Here is a 6,384-nt window from a genome sequence, read left to right as displayed (position 1 = left end):
TCGTCTTCTTCGTCTTCTTCTTCGTCTTCTTCTTCGTCTTCTTCTTCTTCTTCTTCTTCGTCTTCGTCTTCTTCGTCTTCTTCTTCTTCTTCTTCTTCGTCTTCTTCTTCTTCTTCTTCTTCTTCTTCTTCTTCTTCTTCTTCTTCTTCTTCTTCTTCTTCTTCTTCTTCTTCGTCTGTAAAAATTACTTCTGTTTCATCAACATATTGAATTTCGACCTCGACACCATTATGTGTACCAGATTGAATTATTTCAGCTAGAGCTTTTAAAACTTCCTGTAAATCACCATCTGAATTAACACTAAAGCCATTCTCAACATCTAATTTTATTTTTGCTCTTTTTACATCAGCCATTTACCTAACTCCTTCAATATATTTTTATATATACTATGTTGAAAGAATATGAAAAGATTAATCTATTTGCGGAAATTTCATTATTCATTTTCCTTAGCATTCTTTACTAAATTTGCTATCCATGGGCTTTTTAATGGATAATCGGGAGTAATAACTTTGACTTTTACTTTCGGCTTTTCTATTTGAGTTGGAATGGCCTCATTTTTTTCTGTTTTTTGTTCTTCTGTTTCTATTGTATTTTGGGTCTCTTCATCTTTTTCTTCCTCAATTGTTATAGTTTTTTGTAGAGATTTCTCTTCTTGTTCTATTGTTTTCTTCTTTTTCTTCTTCTTTTTCCTCTTCTTCTTAATCTCTTCGGCTTTTACTTCTTTTTCTTCTTTTACTTCATCAATTACTGTAGTTTTTTGTGGAGATTTCTCTTCTGAATCTAGCAATCCAATTTTGGGTAACTCCTCTAATTCTACTTCCTCAATGATTGCTAAATTCTCTAGCACCGAAGATTCATTTAGTACAATATTTTTTTGCTGTTCATACTCTGACAATTCCCATCCCATTGGCCCTGGTGGAGAAAACACAAATTTCTCTAAATCTAAAATAGGGATTACAATCTCTTCTTGTTCTGAATTCATTTTATTTCCCTCCGCTATTGCTCTTGATTTCGTGATAAATATCAGAAAAACTTTGTAAAAATTCTTCCTTAGAGTCTTCAAGTGCAATAATATTTTGCAATGCCCAAATATACTTTTCATCAGACCAAGAACGCTTTTGTCCTAAATAGTATTTATGTGCGATTGCACAGAATAAGTGAGGGAACGATAAATCAGTCCATAGAACACGAAATTGTTTTTCTGATAAGGAATTTTCCGAATCATATGCACTCAACATATGAATTGCTAAATTAGTATCCCAAACTGACATTTTTTTCATCACTTTATTTAAAATGATACGTAGATCCCTTACGGGTAAATCACTTGTAATGGAATGTAGCTCTTTCATGAACACGGCATCATCTATTTCTGCAAACCTTGCTAAAGTAAAATCTTGCTGACAAAAACTATTAGATGCAATAACTTCTTTTGTCCATTGGTCAAAATATGGATCATCTATTTCTTGTAATGCTCTCTTACCACGTGCTAACATCTTATCGACGTACTCTAAAAACATCGTTGAAAATACATCCTCTGGAAAGGAGAGTGCAATTCTTTTGTTTCCTTCTAATTCTTGTAATTTCCATCTGTATAATTTATGCCATTTTCCTAATCGACTCCGAATTTTACTTTCTTGCATCGGAATATAGCCTTCTGATGCTTGATGAAATTTACCCGCATATATGAGTACCTTCTCTAATTGTTCTTTATTATAATATATGACTTCTTTCCCTTGATGCTTATCATATAATACATACGCATACTCATCAGATCCAATACAAAATCCTCCTCTTTTTGTTTTATGAATGTTTGTAATTGATAATCCATTTTGAAGGAGATGTAAATGTGCTCCAGCAATAAACAGCATCCTTTTTGGATGCATATGTGCTTGTTTTAATATTTTTAATCCTTCTTCTGTTTCAACTTCCCACATTGTTCTCCCACTTCTGCTTGATTGTAAAATGATATTACTTACTTCAAATGGATAAAAGCTAAGGACCTTTTTTAAATGTTCACTTTCTAATCCAGTTGTTTCTTCCAACTTTCTTCACCCTCCTCTTAAATTTTATAAAACTTCCTCATACACTCTCATTAAATCCATAGCAACTCGGTTCCAATTAAATTCTTTTTCGACCTTCGCACGTCCATATTTCCCTATTTGTTTTCTTTTATTTTCGTTATTTAATAGATTAATTATTTTTTCTGCATATGCATCCGGATTCTCAAAGTCATTGACAATATACCCATTTTTTCCTTCTTCAATAACTTCAGGATTACCACCTCGATTACTTGTGATAATTGGTAAACCCGCTGCCATTGCTTCATAATGCACCCTAGCAAGAGGCTCTTGCCACTGTGAAGAGCAAACAAAAATATCTGACATAGCATAAAGTGTTGATATATCCTTTGGCTTAACAAATTTAATAAATACTACATGTTCTGGAAACATTGCACCTAAAGTATATAAATGTTTTACATAATTATTTACATTGTTATCTCCAAACCATTTTGAGCCAATAAAAACCATTACAATGTCTGGATTCTTCTCAATTATTCTAGGCAGAGCCTGTAGCAAAATATGAGGACCTTTTACTTTACTCAAGCGTCCAACAAACAAAACTATTTTTTTATTTTGCAAATTCAACTGTTTTTGAACATGATTTTTAACTTTTGTACCATTAGCGGTCCACGAAGGATAATATTCATTTACATCTACACCAGAATATACTGTTCTTGTCTTTGCTTTTGCAGTTTGAAAGCGCGAGGTAATTGTCTTTCCGATATAATCACTAACCGTTACAATTTGGGAAACACCAGCAATACACGCTTCACCCTCTTTATCACTTATCTTTTCGTACGCAAACATTTCATTATGCACACTTAACACGAATTTGGTCTGTGGTGCTGCCTCACGTAAAATTGCAATCCAATTGGGACGATTACATAAATGAACCACATCATATTTTTCCTGTTTCAAATGTTTAATAACATCAGGCAGATACTCCTCTTCTGGAAAACGTATATACCTTACACCTTTGTTTTTTTCTTCTGATTTCAAATTAGGATCTGTTATAGAAATAACTGTCACATTTTTTCCATTTGAAGCAATAATGGAAGCAACAGAATCTATATAAATTTGAATAGCTCCACCCCGTACAGCTGGTACAGGTAGCTTTTCAGTGGATATTATCGCAATTTTCATTAAATCGCCTCCCTGTTTCATAAAATACAACTTTCTTCATATGTTACGAAGGAACACTTATATTTGTGAGTTATCAAGCATTATTTCATCTTTTATAATTGAAGCTAATTAGTACTTTTTCTTCTTAAAGGCAAATGGCTAGAGCAAAAATGGTCATGTACCATACAGTAATAAGAGAGTATAAAAGGATGGTGGTATATGTGGAGAATCATAATGAAGAAGCGGTGTATACATTATCGCCCGAAGAGGAGCAAAAATTAGTAGCATTGGCAGAGACAATGATTCAACATTGGGACATTCAAGCGACTACAATTGAATTAATACAAGGTGGACAACTAGCCTTAGTATGGAAAATTCATACTGCAGATGGACCATTTTGCTTAAAGAGAATTCATCGCCCTGAAAAAAAAGCTTTATTTTCTATTCACGCTCAAGATTATCTTGCAAAAAAAGGCATGCGTGTACCGAGCATAATTCCAAGCAAAGTGAATCAGTTATATACAAAACACGGTCCATTTTTATTTGTTGTTTATGAATGGATTGAGGGAAGACCATTTGAGCTTACAATGCAAGAAGACCTTGAAATGATTATGAAAGGGTTAGCAGATTTTCATGTAGCTTCTATTGGCTACAAACCGCCACCAGGCATACCTATCTTTACAAAACTGGGACGTTGGCCCAATCATTACATTAAAAGATTTCAACAGATGGAGATTTGGAAAACTTTATCCGCAACTATGCCGGATGACCCATTCTCACAATTGTACTTGACTGAAATCGACGCTTTCATTTCAGAAGCAAAACACACACACCAAAGACTATTGGAATCTGAATATACAAAATGGACTGATGAATTAAAAGAATTCCCTAATTTATGTCATCAAGATTATGGAACAGGAAATTCCTTATTAGATCCAAGTAATCAAATTTGGGTAATTGATTTAGATACAGTTTCTTACGATCTCCCTATTCGAGACTTGCGTAAAATGATTATTCCTCTCCTAGATACAACTGGTGTTTGGAATGCAGATCAATTTCAAATTATGATTAACGCATATGAGTCAGTTTCCCCTTTAACAGCTGAGCAGAAGAAAATTATGTTTATTGATATGTTATTTCCTTACGAATTGTATGATGTGATTCGTGAAAAATACGTCAGAAAATCACCATTACTTGCTGAAGAACTTGCTGGAGCTATGGAATATGAAAGGATAAAGTCAAAAGCTTTAAATATGTTAATAGAGGAATTTTAATACTCAATACAAACCGTTTTGGTGCAAAGGTTACTGTTATTTTTTTCCGACAGAAGGCCGTTTCTCGAAAATGTGCAGGCGTGAAACACCAATTTTAGGTGGAAGATAAATGTCGGTAGGCATAAGTCTACGTTTTTCGTTTTTACTAGAAGCAAGAATAAAAGGCCTTAATTGCGAGAACCATTGTTTGAAGTTGTTTTGTATTTAATCGTTTTCTTGCTATATGGAATCATACTTATAAAAAAGCGGGGAAAAGGTTAACGTATCATTTTTCACTGACGAGCTTACTCAATTAAAAAAGAAAATGGTACGGGAAGCAAGATGTAATTATATCAAAAACGTTTATTTTTAGTCAGCTATGTTCGAATTACATTCACCAATATAAAGACGTTAAAAATCTTAATCTTCTTGAGTGTGATTGCCCTTATTGTAGTACACAAAACGATAGATATGTTAACGCAGAACTAAATCTTAGAAATGAAGCTATCCCTCTCTTAACACAGGGATAGCTTTAATTGATTAGAAATATTAGGGAGTTAAGTGAAGATTGTTTCAGCAAGGTTCTGTAACAAGGATCATTTAATAAAGACATAGAACTTACACGGGCTGTTCAATTCAAAATTATAATACACCTACCTCCGAACAAAATATGTACAAGCTGACTTTATTTAATGCAGGCCCCTTTAAAAGGAGTTTGTAGAATAGCCTCTTTATTATAATATTTTTAACAACTCCTTGTATGCAAATGAAAAGAGCATCCACAATTGTTAGATGCTCCTATATAAAGTGGTTTCTCACCACATTCCAGTATATGCTTGTCCTTCTCAAAAGGTGTAAACAAAAAACAACTTACTTAAGCGCCTTCTCAATATATAGGAGATAATTCTAAAGTATATATTAATATTTCTCGATGTTACGTCTATTCTATATTTGAAATTACTTAATATGCATAGATGTAACACTCTCAGCGCTCAAGGAGCAAGGAATGTCAATCTAAAACATATTGGAATTAACAAGAAAAAAGATAATATTCTTGATACATTGTTTATTTAATTTTTCTATATAATATAAAGCAATTTTAAAATTACATGTTACTCTACTATTTTTTGCATTTTAATGAGAAATTTATTCTACATCACTAATTGCTTAAATAGATTCAAGTCTAAGATTAATTTTGTTCGGAAAACGTATAGTATTATCGGTTGAATTACTTGTTACTTCTACATTTGGTCCAATAACAATAACTAAATTTCATCTCACAATCATTATAATGCCTTTGATATGGATTCCTTCTAAAAATAATACAGTACGTAAATGAAGCAACTGATAAGCCTATAACAGTTCTCTAATGTTTTTTGTTACTTCTGCAAAATTATCGCTAGAACTATTCACTCTGTATGATAAGAATAATATTTCTTTAACTCTAAAGCGGCATTAGAGGGACAATTTTGCTTTTAATAAAACATCAGAAGATTTTTCTGACTCTAATAAAGTATCAAAACATCTTCTGATTTAAATGAGGCAATAAGAGGAATCTAATTCATATCAAACAATCAAATTTACATTTATCATTATCAGAATTAAAACAAAACTGCTCCACCATTTGATTGCTTTCTACTTCCACGCCTTCTCCATTACCGCGAAGAAGACTATTGAAAATAATTTATAAAAAATTCTTATTAAATAAATTTCATATCTAAATAAAAATCCACACTTAACTAGACTCCTATACTCACACCATCCTTTCTAGACGAGCATAAGATATACTGACGAACGAAAGGGGGTAATTTTATGGGTTTTGGTTTTGGTGGAGCTTGTGATTTCAATAGATGTGATGATCGGAGAGATCATCACCGAAAAGAAGAAAACATTAGACAGGTGAATAATAATCCAGAGTTATTACAATTCTTAAGAACATTAACTCCTGG

General features: G+C 32.6%; 4 protein-coding genes and 2 pseudogenes. 2 read left to right on the top strand and 4 right to left on the bottom strand.

The window, feature by feature from the left end; all coding sequences use genetic code 11:
* From ACTFR3_RS30270 to ACTFR3_RS30255, 4 genes and pseudogenes are all read right to left on the bottom strand, one after another.
* Positions 1-353 (bottom strand): annotated as a pseudogene (locus ACTFR3_RS30270) (ATPase); the annotation flags it as partial.
* 80 nt (positions 354-433) lie between these two features.
* The gene (locus tag ACTFR3_RS30265) at positions 434-982 is read right to left on the bottom strand and encodes a hypothetical protein (RefSeq protein ID WP_440045168.1); all 549 of its coding nucleotides are present in this window, start codon (positions 980-982) and stop codon (positions 434-436) included.
* A 1-nt stretch (position 983) separates the two neighbouring features.
* Entirely contained in the window at positions 984-2,042 is a 1,059-nt protein-coding gene (gene cotS / locus ACTFR3_RS30260) for a spore coat putative kinase CotS (RefSeq protein ID WP_440045167.1), read from the bottom strand.
* A gap of 24 nt (positions 2,043-2,066) precedes the next feature.
* The gene (locus ACTFR3_RS30255) at positions 2,067-3,203 is read right to left on the bottom strand and encodes a glycosyltransferase family 4 protein (protein WP_440045166.1); all 1,137 of its coding nucleotides are present in this window, start codon (positions 3,201-3,203) and stop codon (positions 2,067-2,069) included.
* Between the two features lie 149 nt (positions 3,204-3,352).
* On the opposite strand from ACTFR3_RS30255, the gene ACTFR3_RS30250 reads away from it, so the two are divergent.
* Both ACTFR3_RS30250 and ACTFR3_RS30245 read left to right on the top strand, forming a co-directional pair.
* The gene (locus ACTFR3_RS30250) at positions 3,353-4,456 is read left to right on the top strand and encodes a CotS family spore coat protein (protein WP_098537114.1); all 1,104 of its coding nucleotides are present in this window, start codon (positions 3,353-3,355) and stop codon (positions 4,454-4,456) included.
* A gap of 296 nt (positions 4,457-4,752) precedes the next feature.
* Positions 4,753-4,965, top strand: a pseudogene (locus ACTFR3_RS30245) (IS200/IS605 family element RNA-guided endonuclease TnpB); the annotation flags it as partial.
* Positions 4,966-6,384: the final 1,419 nt, after the last annotated feature.

This window comes from Bacillus cereus group sp. MYBK14-1, from assembly GCF_051916885.1.
GTDB classification, from domain to species: domain Bacteria; phylum Bacillota; class Bacilli; order Bacillales; family Bacillaceae_G; genus Bacillus_A; species Bacillus_A cereus.
Note: the sequence above shows the minus strand (reverse complement) of the source record. Positions and strands in the feature narration are given on the sequence as shown.

Coding starts and splice junctions, on each gene's coding strand:
- ACTFR3_RS30250 (WP_098537114.1), top strand. CDS start 3,353: ATGGTCATGTACCATACAGTAATAAGAGAGTATAAAAGGATGGTGGTA.
- ACTFR3_RS30255 (WP_440045166.1), bottom strand. CDS start 3,203: ATGAAAATTGCGATAATATCCACTGAAAAGCTACCTGTACCAGCTGTA.
- ACTFR3_RS30265 (WP_440045168.1), bottom strand. CDS start 982: ATGAATTCAGAACAAGAAGAGATTGTAATCCCTATTTTAGATTTAGAG.